Source organism: Mizugakiibacter sp. (genome assembly GCF_039680435.1).
GTDB lineage: Bacteria > Pseudomonadota > Gammaproteobacteria > Xanthomonadales > Rhodanobacteraceae > Mizugakiibacter.
Genome location: NZ_JBDKSX010000078.1, coordinates 1 through 15734 on the forward strand (window position 1 = coordinate 1; position 15734 = coordinate 15734).

Annotated in this window: 18 protein-coding genes and 1 tRNA gene; 15 read left to right on the forward strand and 4 right to left on the reverse strand. The window is 70.0% G+C overall.

Annotation, left to right across the window (positions count from 1 at the left end):
- A partial coding sequence (locus ABFC67_RS08180) for an ATP-binding protein (protein ID WP_346737509.1) occupies positions 1-2358 on the forward strand: 2358 nt, incomplete at its 5' end.
- 26 nt (positions 2359-2384) lie between these two features.
- Here ABFC67_RS08180 and bfr read toward each other — a convergent pair.
- The 3 genes from bfr to ABFC67_RS08195 form a co-directional block, all read right to left on the reverse strand.
- A complete protein-coding gene (gene bfr, locus ABFC67_RS08185; RefSeq protein WP_346737510.1) occupies positions 2385-2855 on the reverse strand; it encodes a bacterioferritin in 471 nt (156 codons plus the stop codon).
- A gap of 91 nt (positions 2856-2946) precedes the next feature.
- Entirely contained in the window at positions 2947-3147 is a 201-nt protein-coding gene (locus tag ABFC67_RS08190) for a (2Fe-2S)-binding protein (protein ID WP_346737511.1), read from the reverse strand.
- Between the two features lie 271 nt (positions 3148-3418).
- Positions 3419-3943, reverse strand: a complete 525-nt coding sequence (locus tag ABFC67_RS08195) for an RNA pyrophosphohydrolase (protein ID WP_346737512.1) — start codon at positions 3941-3943, stop codon at positions 3419-3421.
- A 145-nt stretch (positions 3944-4088) separates the two neighbouring features.
- On the opposite strand from ABFC67_RS08195, the gene ABFC67_RS08200 reads away from it, so the two are divergent.
- The 5 genes from ABFC67_RS08200 (at position 4089) to ABFC67_RS08220 (ending at position 7664) form a co-directional block, all read left to right on the forward strand.
- Positions 4089-4165 (forward strand) — tRNA-Met (locus ABFC67_RS08200).
- A gap of 359 nt (positions 4166-4524) precedes the next feature.
- Complete coding sequence (locus tag ABFC67_RS08205) at positions 4525-4893, forward strand: DUF1924 domain-containing protein (RefSeq protein ID WP_346737513.1); 369 nt, start codon at positions 4525-4527, stop codon at positions 4891-4893.
- On the forward strand, positions 4890-6605 hold the full coding sequence (locus tag ABFC67_RS08210; RefSeq protein ID WP_346737514.1) for an ATP-binding protein: 1716 nt from the start codon (positions 4890-4892) through the stop codon (positions 6603-6605). Before ABFC67_RS08205 ends, ABFC67_RS08210 begins: the two co-directional genes overlap by 4 nt.
- Before the next feature lie 152 nt (positions 6606-6757).
- Positions 6758-7114 carry a 6-carboxytetrahydropterin synthase QueD gene (gene queD, locus ABFC67_RS08215; RefSeq protein ID WP_346737515.1) on the forward strand — a complete coding sequence of 119 codons (357 nt, stop codon included), beginning with the start codon at positions 6758-6760 and terminating at the stop codon, positions 7112-7114.
- Positions 7115-7280: 166 nt separating this feature from the next.
- A complete protein-coding gene (locus tag ABFC67_RS08220; protein WP_346737516.1) occupies positions 7281-7664 on the forward strand; it encodes a phasin family protein in 384 nt (127 codons plus the stop codon).
- Between the two features lie 9 nt (positions 7665-7673).
- Here ABFC67_RS08220 and ABFC67_RS08225 read toward each other — a convergent pair whose 3' ends face one another.
- A complete protein-coding gene (locus tag ABFC67_RS08225) occupies positions 7674-7913 on the reverse strand; it encodes a hypothetical protein (protein ID WP_346737517.1) in 240 nt (79 codons plus the stop codon).
- Positions 7914-7961: 48 nt separating this feature from the next.
- Here ABFC67_RS08225 and ABFC67_RS08230 point away from each other — a divergent pair, with 48 nt between their 5' ends.
- The 9 genes from ABFC67_RS08230 (at position 7962) to ABFC67_RS08270 (ending at position 15656) form a co-directional block, all read left to right on the forward strand.
- Entirely contained in the window at positions 7962-8675 is a 714-nt protein-coding gene (locus tag ABFC67_RS08230) for an ATP synthase subunit I (RefSeq protein WP_346737518.1), read from the forward strand.
- 3 nt (positions 8676-8678) lie between these two features.
- Positions 8679-9488 (forward strand): F0F1 ATP synthase subunit A, encoded by an 810-nt coding sequence (gene atpB / locus ABFC67_RS08235; RefSeq protein WP_346737519.1) that lies wholly within the window; start codon positions 8679-8681, stop codon positions 9486-9488.
- A 48-nt stretch (positions 9489-9536) separates the two neighbouring features.
- Positions 9537-9821 carry a F0F1 ATP synthase subunit C gene (atpE, locus tag ABFC67_RS08240; RefSeq protein ID WP_062534162.1) on the forward strand — a complete coding sequence of 95 codons (285 nt, stop codon included), beginning with the start codon at positions 9537-9539 and terminating at the stop codon, positions 9819-9821.
- Between the two features lie 78 nt (positions 9822-9899).
- Positions 9900-10370: a F0F1 ATP synthase subunit B gene (locus tag ABFC67_RS08245; RefSeq protein WP_346737520.1), complete on the forward strand. Its 471-nt coding sequence runs from the start codon at positions 9900-9902 to the stop codon at positions 10368-10370.
- Positions 10371-10372: 2 nt separating this feature from the next.
- A complete protein-coding gene (locus tag ABFC67_RS08250; RefSeq protein ID WP_346737521.1) occupies positions 10373-10906 on the forward strand; it encodes a F0F1 ATP synthase subunit delta in 534 nt (177 codons plus the stop codon).
- Positions 10907-10996: 90 nt separating this feature from the next.
- Positions 10997-12544, forward strand: coding sequence for a F0F1 ATP synthase subunit alpha (atpA, locus tag ABFC67_RS08255; RefSeq protein ID WP_346737522.1), 1548 nt, complete (start codon positions 10997-10999; stop codon positions 12542-12544).
- 115 nt (positions 12545-12659) lie between these two features.
- The gene (atpG, locus tag ABFC67_RS08260) at positions 12660-13574 is read left to right on the forward strand and encodes a F0F1 ATP synthase subunit gamma (RefSeq protein WP_346737523.1); all 915 of its coding nucleotides are present in this window, start codon (positions 12660-12662) and stop codon (positions 13572-13574) included.
- A gap of 122 nt (positions 13575-13696) precedes the next feature.
- Positions 13697-15109, forward strand: coding sequence for a F0F1 ATP synthase subunit beta (atpD, locus tag ABFC67_RS08265; RefSeq protein ID WP_346737524.1), 1413 nt, complete (start codon positions 13697-13699; stop codon positions 15107-15109).
- Between the two features lie 121 nt (positions 15110-15230).
- Positions 15231-15656, forward strand: coding sequence for a F0F1 ATP synthase subunit epsilon (locus ABFC67_RS08270; protein WP_346737525.1), 426 nt, complete (start codon positions 15231-15233; stop codon positions 15654-15656).
- The last annotated feature ends 78 nt before the right edge of the window (positions 15657-15734 follow it).

A 15734-nucleotide genomic window follows, 5' to 3' on the forward strand; every position in this document is an offset into this window, starting at 1 on the left:
CAGGGCATGGATTCGCCAACGACGACAGGAACGCACGCATTCGGCTGGCTGCTCGGCGCCGGCAGCGCGCTGCTGCTGGCGGCGCTGGCCGCCGCCGCGCTGCTGCTGCCGGCCGCCACCGCGCTCGGCATCGGCGCGCTGCTGGCGCCGGGCGCGGCGCTGCTGCTGTTCGGCGCGATTCGCGGGCGGCGCGCGACGCCGATGCCGGCCATCGCGCGCAGCGCGCTGTTCGACGCCGAGGAGCGCATCCGCACGCTCGGCACGGAACTGGAGTCGCTGCGCGGCGTGCAGCAGGAGCTGATCGCCGCCAAGCAGACGGCCGAGGCGGCGATGCTGGCGAAGAGCGAATTCCTCGCCACCATGAGCCACGAGATCCGCACGCCGCTGAACGGCATCCTGCCGCTGCTCGACATCGTGCTCGGCACCTCGCTGACGCCCGAGCAACGCGACTACCTCGGCACCGCGCACCGTTCCGCGCAGGAGCTGCTGGACATCGTCGACGACATCCTCGACTACTCCAAGATCGAGGCGGGCAAGCTGGAACTGGAGAGCGTCAGCCTCAACCTGCGCGAACTCGGCGACAGCGTGCTGGCGCTGATGCAGCGCCCGGCCGAGAGCAAGGGCCTGGCGCTGCGCTTCGCGCTCGACCCCGAGGTGCGCCCGAACCTGCGCGGCGACCCGGTGCGACTGCGCCAGGTGCTGACCAACCTGGTCGGCAACGCGATCAAGTTCACCGAGCGCGGCGGCGTGTCGGTGCGGGTCAGCAAGCGCGGCGACACGCGCACCCACCACGAGGTGCTGTTCGCGGTGCGCGACACCGGCATCGGCATCGCCCCGGACGTCGCCGAGCGCCTGTTCCGTCCGTTCACCCAAGCCGACGCCTCGGTGACGCGGCGCTACGGCGGCACCGGGCTCGGCCTGACCATCTGCAAGCGCCTGGTCGACCTGATGGGCGGCCAGATCGGCGTGCGCTCCGAGCCGGGACGCGGCTCGGTGTTCTGGTTCAGCGTGCCGCTGGCGAAGATGCCCGGCGACATCCCGGGCACCCGCCACGAGCTCGCCGGCCTGCGCGCGCTGATCGCTGCCGATCCGGTGACCGCGCACCAGCTCGCGCCGCTGCTGGCCGGCCTCGGCATCCAGCACGCCCAGGTCGGCGGCGCCGCCGAGGCGCTGGCGCAGTTGCGCCACGCCGCGCCGCTGGGGCGCTCGTTCGCCCACGAGCTGGTGATCGTCGATCCCGCCACCGTGCGCGGCGACGCGCAGGCGCTGCTGCGCAACGTGCTGCGCGAGCCGCGCCTGGAGCGCGCGCGCGTGCTGCTGCTCGGCGGCGGCCGCGTCGACGATGCCGGCGGCCGCGTCGCCACCCTCGCGCGCATTTCCGACGAGGCGGGGCTGCGCGCCGCGCTGCATTCCCTCTACGCCATCGCCGACAGCCGGCCCGCGCCCCTGCTCGCGTCGCTGCCCACGCCCGCGCCGATGCCGACGCCGGGCGCCGCCGACGCCCCGCTGCGGCTGCGCGGCAAGGTGCTGCTGGTCGAGGACCACCCGGTCAACCTGCAAGTCGCCAGCAAGCTGCTCAGCCGGCTCGGCCTCGAAGTCACCCACGCCGCGCACGGCGGCGAGGCCCTGGAGAGCCTGGCGCGACAGCGCTTCGACCTGGTGCTGATGGACTGCCAGATGCCGGTGCTGGACGGCTACAGCGCCACCCGCGAGCTGCGCAAACGCGAGGCCGCCGCCGGCGCGCCGCGCCTGCCGGTGATCGCGATGACCGCACACGCGATGGCCGGCGACCGCGAACGCTGCCTGGAGTCCGGCATGGACGACTACCTGACCAAGCCGCTCGACCGCGGCCTGCTCGCCGACACCCTGCGGCGCTGGCTGGGAGCGCAGGCCGAAGCGGCCGACGCGGTCGAGCCGCCGGACGACGCTTTCCCCGGCCTGCCGCCGGCCATCGCCGTGCCCGCACCGGCCGTCGCCGCCGCGCCGACGCCGGCACCCGCGCCGGCCCCGCCCAGTGACGAGCCGGTGCTGGACAGCAGCGTGCTCGACGACCTCGTCGACATCATGGGCGACGAGCTGCGCATGCTGGTGCGGGTGTTCCTCGCCGACAGCCCGCAGCGCCTCGACGGGCTGCGCGCCGCCGCCGCGCAGGGCGACATCGCCGGGCTGAGCGCGCACGCGCACGCGCTGAAGTCGGCCAGCGCCAACCTCGGCGCGCGCACGCTGTCGGCGCTTGCGAAGAGCCTCGAACTGGACGCGCGTGCCGGCCGCGTCGCCGATCCGCCCGCGCGCGTGGCCGCGCTGATCGAAGCCTACGGCGCCGCCGCCGCCGCATTGCGGCGCCGCTTCGCCCTGTAGGGCGGGCCGCGGCCCGCGCTGCGCGCTCAGCTGTCCAGCTTGGTCTGCAGGTAAGCGGTCTCGCCGAGCTGCGCGATCAGGCCGAGCTGGGTCTCCAGCCAGTCGATGTGCGCCTCCTCGGAGGCGAGGATGGACGCGAACAGCTCGCGGCTGACGTAGTCGCCGACCTGCTCGCAGTACGCGATCGCGGCCTTGAGGTCGGGATGCGCGACCTGCTCCAGCTTGAGGTCGCAGGCCAGCACTTCCTGCGGCGTCTCGCCGATCAGCAGCTTGCCGAGATGCTGCAGGTTGGGCAGGCCCTGCAGGAACAGGATGCGCTCGATCAGCTGATCGGCGTGCTTCATCTCGTCGAGCGATTCCTTGTACTCGTGCTCGGCCAGTTCACCGTAGCCCCAGTTGCGGAACATCCGCGAGTGCAGGAAATACTGGTTGATCGCGGTCAGCTCGTTGAACAGCGCCTTGTTGAGGTGCTCGATGACCTTGGCGTCGCCTTTCATCGCCGTCTCCGGACTCCGTGGATGCGGCGACTATAGTGCCGCCGTTGCGGCGGCACGCTAACGCGAATCGTGCGCGTTCGGGCGCGCCGGCTCAGGCAGCCGCGGCGGCAGGCAGGCGCATGCGGACTTCGGCCACGGCCTCGCTCAACACCTGGCGCGCCAGCGGCTCGCAGCAGCCGCACGTGGTCGAACAGCCGGTGCGCGCCTGCAGCTCGGCGAAGCCGCGCACGCCCGCTTCCACGGCGCGGCGGATATCGCGATCGGTGACGGCATTGCAGATGCAGACGTACATGGCCCGGCCTCCGGGGCGGCATTGGAACGCAAATGAGAATGATTGTCAAATGAGGATGCCGGGCGAGTTGCGGGATTCCGCACCACGCACGCACGGCGGGCCTGGCCCCGCACCACCGCCCTTGCCGCGCAAGGGACCGCCCCTCGAGTCGAGGGAGCCGATCGACCGGGCTCCTGCGCGGCGATCGGGCACGGCACGTTGCGGCTGAAACCGCTCCCGCAGCGCGGCTGCTCACGGGGTCGCGGGAGACGAGGAGGTCTTGCGGCGCCGCTCAGGCGGCGACGAGGCCGCGTCGCGGCGGCAGTTGCAGCAGCACCTGGCAGTGCGTCTCGACCACCGGCGCGAACTGGCGCAGCGCGCGCTCGTAGACGCCGCGCTTGAACGCGACCACGTGCGCGGCGGGATACCAGAAGTCCACCCAGCGCCACGAGTCGAACTCCGGCTTCTCGGTGGCGTCGAGGCGAAGATGCGATTCCTCGCCGCGGAAGCGCAGCAGGAACCAGACCTGCTTCTGGCCGATGCACATCGGCCGCTCGTGGCGGCGCAGGTAGCGACGCGGCAGGCGGTAGCGCAGCCAGCCCGGCGTGGTGCCGAGCACCTCGACGTGCTCGGTCCGCAGCCCGGTTTCCTCCTCCAGCTCGCGGTACATCGCCTCGAGCGGGGTTTCGTCGCTGTGCATGCCGCCCTGCGGGAACTGCCAGCCGTCGCGGCTGACCCGACGCGCCCAGAACAGGCGGCCGTCGCCGTTGAGCAGGATGATGCCCACGTTGGGACGATAGCCGTCGGCGTCGATCATGCCGCTGTCACCTCGCACTTGCGGCTTGGATTCAACCACAGCCCGGAAAGGCGCGGCAAGGCGCGCGCGTGCGACGGCCACGCCCGAGGCTTGACAGCGCCCGGTACGGCACTACACTTGCGGCCCCTTCGTATCGGGCACCTGTGGCTAGGTAGCTCAGATGGTTAGAGCGCGGCACTCATAATGCTGAGGTCGGCGGTTCGATCCCGCCCCTAGCCACCACCGCGGTTCCCGACGACTCCCCCGCGATCCCTGTTCCAGCCTGCACGCCGGGCGTGACGCGATTCCCGCGCCTCACGGCGCGCCGCGCCGTTCCCGGCTGCTCCCGTTGCAGCGCGCGCTCGTGCAGCACATCGGACCGCGCGCGGGGCGCAGCGAGGTTCGTGCCCCACTTCGCACGAATTCGATGGGCGCATCGGAAGCGTGGCGGTGAAGCAACCGAATGCGGCTCCTGCGCAGAAAGCGCAGCCGCGCGACCGCACCCGCGAGCCCGACAGCCGGCCGCAACGTCCGCCCTCGCCATAAGGCTGCCTTAATCCGCGCCCGGCAGGATCGCTCCCGTCGTCCCAAGGAGCGCATCCATGGCGTCCGCACCCTTGCTGGTCTTGCTGGTCCTGCTGCTCTCGTTTCCCTTGACGCTCGCGCAAGCCAACGCGGGCGAGGCTACCGCACGCGGCCGGCAATTCTTCAACGCGACGCACGGCAACGACTGGAGCTGCGCGTCCTGCCACACGCGCGACCCGCGCCAACCCGGCCGGCACGCCGTCACCGGCCGCGAGCTGGCGCCGCTGGCGCCCGCGGCCAACCCCGAACGGTTCAAGGATCCGGCCAAGGCGGAGAAGTGGTTCAGGCGCAACTGCCGGGACGTCGTGGGCCGGGAGTGCACGGCGGCGGAGAAAGCCGACATCACCGCCTGGTTGAGCAGCCTTCCGGCAGAGGGGCGGCCATGAACCGCGCGCGTTTCGCCGCGATCGCGCTGCTGGCGATAGCCGTCGCCCCAGCCTGGGCCGGGGACGGCGCAAACCGCGCCGTCCGCGTCACGCCGCCCAAGGTCTACGTGGAGGAATGCGGCAGTTGCCACGCGCCCTATCCGGCGCGCGGCCTGCCGGCCGCCTCATGGCAAACGCTGATGGGCGGGCTCGACCGCCACTTCGGCACGGATGCCAGCCTCGAACCGGCGCTGGCCGGCGAGATCGAGCGCTGGCTGCAGACCCACGCCGCGCGCCCGGATGGACAGCGTTCCGACGCGGCGTCGCCGCGCATCACCCGCTCGCGCTGGTTCCTGCACGAGCACGACGAACTGCCGGCGTCGACCTGGAACCTGCCCGCGGTGAAGTCGCCCGCCAATTGCGGCGCCTGCCACCGCAATGCGGCCAGCGGCGTCTATTCCGAGCATGACGTGCGCGTGCCGCGCGCCGGCGCCCGGCACGAGCTGGACGAACTGCTGGACGCGCACCTGTCGCAATCCGCGGCGCTGCTGGTGGCGCAGGCCTCCGATGATCTCGACGAGATCGAGCTGGAGCACCTGCCCGCACGGGGCGAGGATCGCACGCGGCTGGTCGTGCAGGTCTGGGAAGGCGATCGCCTGCACCTGCATTCGGCCGATGCCCCCAATCGGCGCCTGGCGGCGATCGCGGCGGGCTTCAGCACCACCACGGTGGATGGCGTGCGCTGGCGCGTGTACAGCGTGCGGCATCCGGAGCACGGGCTGCTGGTGCAGCTCGGCGAGCCGGTCGCGGCACGCGAGCATCTCGCGCGCGCGGTCCCCGCACGCCTGGCGTGGCCGCTGCTGGCCGCGCTTCCGCTGATCGGGCTGGGCGTGTGGATCGCGATCGGACGCGGCCTGGCGCCGCTGCAGCGGATTGCCGCCGAGGTCGGCCAGCGGTCGCCGCTGGACACGCAGCCGCTCGGCGCGGGCGACGCGCCGCGCGAGATCCGGCCGCTGCTGCATCGCCTCAATGCGCTGTTCGCGCGGACCGGCGAGAGCATTGCGCGCGAACGCCAGTTCACCGGCGACGCTTCGCACGAACTGCGCACGCCGATCGCCGCGATCCGCGCCCAGGCGCAGGTCGCGCTCGGCGCCCGCGACGAGGCCGAGCGCACTGCCGCGCTCGATCACGTCGTCGCCGGCTGCGACCGTGCCGCACGCCTGGTCGACCAATTGCTGGTGCTGTCGCGGCTGGACGCGACGGCGGCCGCACCCGCACCGGCGTCGGTGGCGGTTCTGCCCATCGTCCGCGAGGTTGTGGCCGAGCTGGCCCCGCAGGCCGCGAAACGGGGTGTGGCGGTGACGGTGAACGCGGCCGACGAAGCCGTCGCCGTCCATGCCGAGCCCACCCTGCTGCGGATCGTGCTGCGCAACCTGGTCGACAACGCCATCCGCTACGGCGCGCACGACGTCGAGGTGATGGTCAGCGCCCGCCACGCTGACGGTGCCGTCACCCTTGCGGTCAGCGACGACGGGCCGGGCATCCCCGCCGACCAGCGCGAACGGGCGCGGCAGCGTTTCCACCGGCTCGCCGGACAGGATCGCGGCGGCGCGGGCCTGGGCCTGGCCATCGTCGACCGCATCGCCGCCGTCATCGGCGCCGATCTCAGCCTGCACGACGGCAGGCACGGCAGAGGGCTGCAGGTGCGGTTCCGGATCGACGGCCGCGCCTGATCGCCGTCCGTTTCCATGGCGGCGCCCGACGGCGCCAGGCCGGGTCGCAGCCACGGCGACCCCGCGCCGTTCGATCGGCACGGGCTTCGACGCCATAATGGGAAGGTGAATCCACGCCTTTTCCCCTCCTCCAGCGCAGCCGGCACCTTCTGATGGACATCTTCAAGGTCTTCCACATCGAAGCGGCGCACCGGCTGCCGAACGTGCCGGCCGGACACAAGTGCGCGCGGCTGCACGGGCATTCGTTCCGCATCGAGATCCACGTCGGCGGCGAGCCCGATCCGCAGCTGGGCTGGGTGATGGACTTCGCCGACGTCAAGGCGGCGTTCGCGCCGCTGTTCGACGCGCTCGACCACCGCTACCTCAATGAGGTTGCGGGGCTCGAGAACCCCACCAGCGAGCGGCTGGCGCGCTGGATCTGGGAGCGCCTGAAGCCGGCGCTGCCGGGCCTGAGCGCCGTCGCCGTCCACGAGACCTGCACCAGCGGGGCGCGTTACGTCGGCACGTGATGTTGCGGTGCCGCACGTCTGCCGGCACCGCCAAGACAGTCGACAAGCAAGCATCGTGAGGGCTCCACAAGGGCAAGCGCACCTCCTCGCCCCACGAATGTTGCATTGCACAATAGCACCTGCTAACCTGTCACCCACGTTCGGATCACCCGATGAGGGCACCCCCATGATCACCACCTGGCACAAGCAGGCCTTCGCGCTGGGCAAGCAGTTCGCCGATGCCGCGTTCAAGGCGCAGGCCACGGCGCTGCAGGGCCTCGAGCAGATCGGCGAAGCGCAGCTGAAGGCGCTGGAAGCGCAGGCCGACGCCGGCGTCGCCTTCGCGGCCGAAGCCGCCGATGCGCGCGATCTCGAGGCGACCCGCACGCTGTGGGGCAAGGGCCTGACCCTGGCCCGCGCCCAGGTCGAGCAGGGCTTTGCGGTCAATCAGCAGATCTACGCGATCGCGGTGAAGACCGCGGAGTCGATCGGCGAGCTGGCCAATGCCCAGCTCAAGGCCGCCAACGAGGCCTTCGCCACCCCGGCGGCGGCCAAGAAGGCCGCCCGCTAAGCGTCAACGTCAGAAGCGCCGCACGCACCCCTCCCGCGTTGCGGCGCCCCTTGCGGCCGGACGGTCCCCGTCCGGCCGCTTTCTTTTGCGCGCCCGGGCGGCCAGCAGGAACAGGCCGACCGTGCACAGCGCCGCCGCGAGCCACGCCAGGCCGCGCAGCGTCGCGACGTCGGGGACGCGGCATGCGCCGCAGGCCTGGCGCAGCGACGAGGGCCATCGCCCGCGCGTCGATCCGCGGTTGCGGCACATGCGGTCCTCCGGCTACCGCACCGCCGCAGCGAACGGCGGAAACGCCTCGTGGCCGCTCAATTGCGCCCGGTGCGCACGGGCGCGCCAGCCGGCCTGCCGATCCGGAAATTCGCGCGGCGCGCGGTCGTCGCGGTCGCGCCCGTCGCCGCCGGCTTCGGCCGGGGTGGCGAAAAGCCGCGGCAGGAAAGCGGCGACGAGGATGCGCCCGCAAGCGATGGCCATGCGGGCTCCATGAACGGGAACGAACGCTTGGCGGGACGGGGCCGTTGCGGCGCCTTGCCGCAGGCGTTTTCGGCTTGCGGCGGCGCAATAGCGCCTGCTATCATTTTAAGGCTCGACCGTAGCTTTGTCGGTTGCATCGGGTTCGCTCTCGCAGCGATGCCCTCGGTGGAAGTCTGCGTGCTGAACTCTCTTGCCGCCGGCCGTCGTCTCGCCGCGCGCCTCCTGGTCGCGCAGTTGGGCGTGGCGGCATTGGCGGCCCTTGCCTTCCTCGTGCAGGGGCGCGGCGCGGCGGTTGCTGCGGGCATCGGCGCGCTGGTGGTCGCCGTCGGCAATGCGCTGCTCGCGCTGCGCCTGTTCGGCAGCGGAGGCGCGGGACGCGCACTCGCAGGCTTCCTGGCGGGAACGCTGCTCAAGTGGGCCGCGATCCTCGGGGGGCTGTATCTGGTTCTGGTCCGCTGGCAGCTGCCGCCGGTGCCCGCGCTCGCGGGGCTGGTGCTCGCACTGGCAGTCAATCTGATGGCGCTCAGGTTCAAGGGTTAAGGCATGGCCAGCGAGGCACAGCAGGGCGGTCTCACCGAGTACATCCAGCACCACCTCACCCATCTCTCGCCGCACGTGAGCGAGGGTGGATTCTGGTCGGTGCACCTGGATTCGCTGACGGTGTCGCTGGCGCTCGGCGTGCTGTTCGCGCTGTGGTTCTGGACGACCGCGCGCAAGGCCACCGCCGGCGTGCCGGGCCGGACCCAGGCTTTCATCGAGCTGGTGGTCGAGTTCGTCGACGGCCAGGTCAAGGACGTGTTCCACGGCGACCGCCGCTTCCTCGCGCCGCTGGCGCTGACCGTGTTCGTCTGGGTGTTCCTGATGAACGCGATGGACCTGCTGCCGGTCGACCTGCTGCCCTGGATCCTCGCCAAGTTCGGCGTCGGCCACTTCCGCGCAGTGCCGACCGCCGACGTCAACATGACGTTCGCGATGTCGCTCACCGTGTTCGTCCTGATCATCTTCTACAGCTTCAAGGCCAAGGGCGTGGGCGGCTACATGCACGAGCTGTTCACCGCGCCGTTCGGCGCGCACCCGCTGCTGTGGATCCCCAATTTCGCGCTGAACCTGGTCGAGCTGGCCTCCAAGCCGGTCAGCCTGGCGATGCGACTGTTCGGCAACATGTACGCCGGCGAGCTGGTGTTCATGCTGATCGCCGGCCTGCTCGGCGCCGGCAGCTGGGCGCTGTTCGGCCTCGGCGTGATCGGCTACACCGCCTGGGGCATCTTCCACATCCTGATCATCAGCATCCAGGCCTTCATCTTCATGGTGCTGACGATCGTGTACATCTCGATGGCGCACGACCATCACTGATCCCGACCCATTCCAACCCATCCAAGCCTTCACCGTAAGGAGTTCGTCATGGAGCAGCTCGTTCAATACGTCGCCCAGGTCCAGGCCTTCACCGCTCTCGGCCTCGGCCTGATCATCGGCCTCGGCGCGATCGGCGCCTGCATCGGCATCGGCATCATGGGCTCGAAGTTCCTCGAGTCCGCCGCGCGCCAGCCGGAGCTGGTGCCGATGCTGCAGGGCCGCATGTTCCTGCTCGCCGGCCTGATCGACGCGGCGTTCCTGATCGGCGTGGCGCTGGCGATGTACTTCGCCGTGGCCAACCCGCTGCTGGCCAAGCTCGGCGGCGCGGGCTGAGCGCGCAGCGCGAAGCCGATCCCGGCACGGGCGCGCGGCGCCCGTGCCCGTCCGTGGTAACGACCAGGTAGCGCACCGATGGAATTCAATGCGACCCTGTTTGGCGAAATCCTTTCGTTCGCCATCCTGATCTGGTTCTGCGTCCAGTTCATCTGGCCGCACATCCTCAACGCCATCGAGGAACGCCAGAAGAAAATCGCCGAAGGCCTGGCCGCCGCCGAGCGCGCGCGCACCGAGCTGAAGGACGCCGATGCCCGCGTCGCCGTCGAGATCAAGAAGGCGCGCCAGCAGGCCGCCGAGATCATCGACAAGGCGCAGCAGCAGGCCAACCAGATCCTCGACAAGGCGCGCGAGGACGCCGTGGCGGAGCTGAACCGCCAGAAGGCGGCCGCACAGGCCGAGATCGCCAGCATGGCGCAGCGCGCGCGCGAGCAGCTGCGCGAGCAGGTCGGCTCGCTGGCGGTGAAGGGCGCGGAGAAGATCATCCAGCGCGAGATCGACGCCAGCGCCCACAAGGCGCTGCTCGACCAGCTCGCCGCCGAGATCTGACCATGGCGCAGGCGCTCACCCTCGCTCGACCCTACGCGCGCGCCGCCTTCGAGCTGGCGCACGCGCACGGCGCGCTGGCGGCGTGGTCCGCGCAGCTCGGCTTCGCCGCCGCGGTGGCCGCCGATCCGCGCGTGGCCGCGCTCGGCAACGATCCGCGCGTCAAAGCGGAGCAACTGGTCGCGCTGCACCTGCCGCCGGACGTCGGCGCCGAGCAGCCGTTCGCGCGCTTCCTCGGCGAGCTGGCCGCGCACCGCCGCCTCGCCCTGCTGCCGGAAATCGCGGTGCTGTTCGAGACGCTGAAGCGCGAGGCCGAGTCGCGGCTGCGGGTCAAGGTGACCAGCGCGCTGGCGCTGGACGCCGCGCAGGCGGGCGAACTCAAGCAGGCGCTGAAGCGCCGCTACAAGCGCGAGATCGATCTGGACGTGCGGATCGACCCGGCGTTGATCGGCGGCGTGGTGATCGATACCGGCGCGCAGGTGATCGACGGTTCGGCGCGCGGACGTCTCGCGCAGCTGGCCGGCGCGCTGGCGCACTGATGCAGTAACGCGGCGGCCGCGGCCGCCGCGGACGACCGATTTCAATTCGACGATGCGCCGCCCGGCGGCACGCGTATAGGGAAACCACCCATGCAGACCTCTCTGAATCCGTCCGAGATCAGCGAACTGATCAAGACCCGCATCGAGCAGTTCAAGCTCGCCGCGGAAGCGCGCAACGAGGGCACCATCATCAGCGTGTCCGACGGCATCGTGCGCATCCACGGCCTGGCGGACGTGATGCAGGGCGAAATGATCGAGCTGCCGGGCGACACCTTCGCGCTGGCGCTGAACCTGGAGCGCGACTCGGTCGGCGCGGTGGTGCTCGGCGACTACGAGCACCTGCGCGAAGGCGACACCGCCAAGACCACCGGCCGCATCCTCGAGGTGCCGGTCGGCGAAGGCCTGCTCGGCCGCGTGGTCGACGCGCTGGGCAACCCGATCGACGGCAAGGGCCCGATCCAGGCGCAGGGCTCCAGCCCGATCGAGAAGGTCGCGCCGGGCGTGATCTGGCGCAAGTCGGTGTCGCAGCCGGTGCAGACCGGCTACAAGTCGGTCGACTCGATGATCCCGATCGGCCGCGGCCAGCGCGAGCTGATCATCGGCGACCGCCAGACCGGCAAGACCGCGCTCGCGGTCGACGCGATCATCAACCAGAAGGGCACCGGCATCAAATGCATCTACGTGGCGATCGGCCAGAAGCAGAGCTCGATCGCCAACGTGGTGCGCAAGCTGGAAGAACACGGCGCGCTGGCGCACACCATCATCGTCGCCGCCTCGGCGTCGGAGTCGGCGGCGATGCAGTACATCGCCCCGTACGCCGGCTGCGCGATGGGCGAGTACTTCCGCGACCGCGGCGAAGACGCACTGATCATCTACGACGACCTCACCAAGCAGGCCTGGGCGTACCGCCAGATCTCGCTGCTGCTGAAGCGCCCGCCGGGCCGCGAGGCGTACCCGGGCGACGTGTTCTACCTGCACTCGCGCCTGCTCGAGCGCGCCGCGCGCGTCAACGAGGCCTACGTCGAGCGCGCCACGAACGGCGCGGTCAAGGGCAAGACCGGCTCGCTGACCGCGCTGCCGATCATCGAGACCCAGGCCGGCGACGTCTCCGCGTTCGTGCCGACCAACGTGATCTCGATCACCGACGGCCAGATCTTCCTCGAGACCGACCTGTTCAATGCCGGCATCCGCCCGGCGGTCAACGCCGGCATCTCGGTGTCGCGCGTCGGCGGCGCGGCGCAGACCAAGATCGTCAAGAAGCTGTCCGGCGGCGTGAAGCTGGCGCTGGCGCAGTTCCGCGAGCTGGCCGCATTCGCGCAGTTCGCCTCCGACCTCGACGCCACCACCCGCGCCCAGCTCGAGCGCGGCCAGCGCGTCACCGAGCTGATGAAGCAGAAGCAGTACGCGCCGCTGTCGATCGCCGAGCTGGCCGTTTCGATCTACGCCGCCGAGAAGGCGTATCTGGACGACCTGCCGGTCGCGCAGATCCTGCCGTTCGAGAAGGCGCTGCACGCGTTCATGCACCAGAACCACGGCGAGCTGATGAAGCAGATCGTGGCGACGGGCGACTGGAACAACGACATCGAGGGCACCTTCAAGCGGGCGCTCGACGAGTTCAAGAAGACTGGTTCGTGGTAACGGGCTGTTGCCCCCTTGAGTCAAGGGGGCGGCGCGCGAAGCGCGCGGGGGTTGTGGAAGTGCGACACCGCGCGCAGAACGACAAACGGCACCCGACGAAGAGCAGAGTCCCCTGATGGCAGGCGCAAGAGAAGTCCGCACCAAGATCAAGAGCGTGGCGAACACCCGCAAGGTGACGCGCGCGCTGGAGATGGTCTCGGCCTCGAAGATCCGCAAGGCGCAGGACCTGATGAAGGCCTCGCGCCCGTACGCGCGCCTGATGCGCCAGGTGATCGGCCACATCGCGCACGCCAGCACCGAGTACCGGCACCCGTTCCTGGTCGAGCGCGCGGCGGTCAAGCGCGTCGGCTACGTGATCGTCTCCACCGACCGCGGCCTGTGCGGCGGCCTCAACTCGAACCTGTTCCGCGGCCTGCTCGCCGAGATGCGCCAGTGGCAGGCCAAGGGCGTCGAGATCGACGTGGTCACGATCGGCCAGAAGGCGACGCAGTTCTTCAAGCGCCTGAAGGTGACGATGGTCGGCTCGGCCACCCACCTCGGCGAACGTCCCAAGGTCGAGCAGCTGATCGGCGTCATCAAGGTGATGCTGGACGCCTACAGCGAAGGCCGCGTGGACCGCGTCCATCTCTGCTACAACGACTTCGTCAACACGATGACGCAGAAGCCGCGCATCGAGGCGCTGCTGCCGCTGCCGCTGGTGGCCGCGCAGATGGAGTCGGCCGAGGCGGAGGCGTCCCGGCCGGTGCCCGACGTGATGCTGAAGCGCGAGCACGACTGGGACTACATCTACGAGCCGGACGCCGAGACCGTGCTCGACCACGTGCTGCAGCGCTACCTCGAGTCGCTGGTGTACCAGTCGGTGCTGGAGAACCTCGCCAGCGAGCACGCCGCGCGCATGGTGGCGATGAAGAGCGCGTCGGACAACGCAACCAAGCTGATCGACACGCTGACGCTGATCTACAACAAGGCGCGCCAGGCGGCGATCACGCAGGAAATCTCGGAAATCGTCAGCGGCGCGGCCGCGGTGTGATCTTTCCGGCCAAAGGTCAAAGGTCAAAGGTCAATTGAAAACGCGGGCGTCTTTTCTCGATTGACTTTCGACTTTTGACTTTTGGCTTCCAAAGCATTCAATCCGTTTCGGGAGTGGCCAGCATGAGCCAGGGCAAAGTTGTTCAGATCATCGGCGCGGTGGTGGACGTCGAGTTTCCGCGCGATCAGGTGCCGAAGGTGTACGACGCGTTGAAGATCGACGGCACCGAGATCACGCTCGAGGTGCAGCAGCAGCTCGGCGACGGCATCGTGCGCACGATCGCGCTCGGCTCCACCGACGGCCTCAAGCGCGGCCTGCTGGCGCGCAACACCGGCGAAGGCATCAAGGTGCCGGTCGGCAAGGCCACGCTGGGCCGCATCATGGACGTGCTCGGCAATCCGATCGACGAGGCCGGCCCGGTCGAGGCGAAGGACCAGTGGGTCATCCATCGCGCCGCGCCGTCCTACGACGAGCAAGCCGCGGCCAACGAGCTGCTGGAGACCGGCATCAAGGTCATCGACCTGGTCTGCCCGTTCGCCAAGGGCGGCAAGGTCGGCCTGTTCGGCGGCGCCGGCGTCGGCAAGACCGTCAACATGATGGAGCTGATCAACAACATCGCCAAGCAGCACTCGGGCCTGTCGGTGTTCGCCGGCGTGGGCGAGCGCACCCGCGAGGGCAACGACTTCTACCACGAGATGAAGGACTCCAACGTCCTCGACAAGGTGGCGATGGTCTACGGCCAGATGAACGAGCCGCCGGGCAACCGCCTGCGCGTCGCGCTGACCGGCCTGACCCTCGCCGAGTACTTCCGCGACGAGAAGGACGCCTCCGGCAAGGGCCGCGACGTGCTGCTGTTCGTCGACAACATCTACCGCTACACGCTGGCCGGCACCGAGGTGTCCGCACTGCTCGGGCGCATGCCGTCGGCGGTGGGCTACCAGCCGACGCTGGCCGAGGAAATGGGCGTGCTGCAGGAGCGCATCACCTCGACCAAGACCGGCTCGATCACCTCGATCCAGGCCGTGTACGTGCCTGCCGACGACCTCACCGACCCGTCGCCGGCGACCACCTTCGCCCACCTCGACGCCACCGTCGTGCTGAGCCGCAACATCGCCGCGCTGGGCATCTACCCGGCGGTGGACCCGCTGGATTCGACCAGCCGCCAGCTCGATCCGAACGTGGTCGGCGTCGAGCACTACGAGGTCGCGCGCAAGGTGCAGGGCACCCTGCAGCGCTACAAGGAGCTGAAGGACATCATCGCGATCCTCGGCATGGACGAGCTCTCGGAAGAGGACAAGCAGACCGTCTACCGCGCGCGCAAGGTCGAGAAGTTCTTCAGCCAGCCGTTCCACGTGGCGGAAGTGTTCACCGGCTCGCCGGGCAAGTACGTGCCGCTGAAGGAAACCATCCGCGGCTTCAGGATGATCGTCGAAGGCGAGTGCGACCACCTGCCGGAGCAGGCGTTCTACATGGTCGGCGGCATCGACGAGGCGTTCAAGAAGGCCGAGGAGATGGGCGCCGCGAAGGCGGCGTGAAGAAAAGGAAAGCAGGAAACGGGAAGTAGGGAGTAGGCAAAGAGGGGCTGGAGCAGTTTCCCCCCCGCTTCCAACGCCCCACTCCCTTTCCGTCAGCGCGGCAACCGACCGGAACTACAGCATGGCCAGCACAATTCGTTGCGACATCGTCAGCGCCGAGGCCGAGATCTTCCACGGCGAAGTGCAGATGGTCGTCGCCACCGGCGAGATGGGCGAGCTCGGCATCGCGCCGCGGCATGCGCCGCTGATCACCCGCCTCAAGCCGGGCCAGGTGCGCGTCATCCTCGAGGGCGGCGACGAGCAGTTCTTCTACGTCTCCGGCGGCATCCTCGAGGTGCAGCCGCAGGTGGTGACGGTGCTGACCGACACCGCGATCCGCGCCGCCGACCTCGACGAGGCCGCGGCGACCCGCGCCAAGGAAGACGCCGAGCGCGCGCTGGCCGACCGCAGCGACGCGATGGAGATCGCCGAGGCGCAGGCCAAGCTGGCCCAGGCCGTGGCCCAGTTGCAGGCGCTGGAGCGGCTGCGCCGCTCGCTCAAGCACTGAGGCGACATCGCCATCCGATGGCCATCGCGACGCCGGCATCCCGCCGGCGTTCGCGTTTCTGCGTCCGGCGTTTTCCGC